This is a genomic window from Nocardia wallacei, from assembly GCF_029868745.1.
In the GTDB taxonomy this organism is placed as follows: Bacteria; Actinomycetota; Actinomycetes; order Mycobacteriales; family Mycobacteriaceae; genus Nocardia; species Nocardia wallacei_B.
Genome location: NZ_JARWOP010000310.1, coordinates 1 through 1,307 on the forward strand (window position 1 = coordinate 1; position 1,307 = coordinate 1,307).

General features: G+C 73.5%; 1 pseudogene. It reads left to right on the forward strand.

Going from position 1 to position 1,307, the window contains the following annotated elements:
• Positions 1-668: 668 nt before the first annotated feature.
• Positions 669-1,307 (forward strand): annotated as a pseudogene (locus tag QH470_RS28920) (hypothetical protein); the annotation flags it as partial.

Sequence of the window (1,307 nt, forward strand, 5' to 3'; positions counted from 1 at the left end):
CGCCCCACCCAAACCGGGTTCAACCCAACATTCCCCCCGATCACCACCCCCGCCCGCCCGCCCCCACCGGGGCGGCAACCGCAGCACCGACCGCGGCCGCATTCGGTCTGGCAGCAGGAAATTTCGACCCACAAGACGAACCCACCACCCCCGCACCCATCGACCCTTGGACACCGCAAGACACCCAACCGCACACGAATCCGACTGCGGCCCAGCACAACCCACCCGCACCTGCGGCACCGCCACCCGGCGGCCCGCCACCCCCGACCCCACCCGGCTCCGCCACCACGGCAACAACACCGCACAACCAGACGGAGACAGCGCCGCCACCCGGCGGCACACCCCCCACAACACCGCTCGACGAGACGCGGGCAGCACCGCCGGGCGGCGGCACACCACCGACACCCGGTCCCACCGCCACGGCGCCACTCCACCCAGCGCAGACGACGCCGCCACCCGGCGGCCCTCCTCCGCCGACCCCACCCGGCCCGGCCACCACACCACCCCTCGGTCAGGCGGGAGCACCACCCGGCGGTCCACCACCGACATCGCCCGGCACCGCACCCGCGATACCGCTCGGTCAATCGCAGACGTCACCGGCGACGAGCACGTCCGGCGCTGCGACACCATCGGGTCAGGGTCTGGGACCGGCGGCTTCGACCGGTGCGTTGCCGCCCGGCTCGGGCGTCTCCCCCGGGTCACTGGCCGCGTTCGCGGCGGCGGTGCCGCTCGCCGGGGCGGACCAGCAGGACGACGAGGACAACGGCCTGCACGACGTCCCCGACATGTACCCGGGCCCGCTACCCGCCGACGCCACACCGCATGTGCCGATCAGCGTCCCGGATCCGCATCGAGCACCCGAATTCGGAAGCAGCAAAGACCGACCCGACGAATGGCAGCAGCCGCCGGGCACCGACTACGTGATCCCGGGCGCACCGAAGGTGAGCGGAGATCCGCCGCCCGACGCCATCCCGATCATCTCCCACCCCGAGCAGCCCGCCGTACCGGCGCGGCCGAACGCTCTGCCGACCACGTACACACCACCCATCCCGGCCGACCCGGAGGGCTCCCGGGAGGAGGACCAGGACCCGTCCCGCCCGGCGCCGATCCCGGACGTCGCGCCGCTGCCTCGCGACGACGCCAACACCGAGACCGGCCTCACCGGCCCCGAGGCGATCCCTCAGGAGAGCCCCGCGCGCTCCCGTTACGCCACCGCGCCCGACCCGAAAGCCCTTGGGGCACCGCAGGATCCCTCCCGGCCACCCCAGCTGAACCCGCACAGCCTCGAGTACCTCTTCGACCAGAGC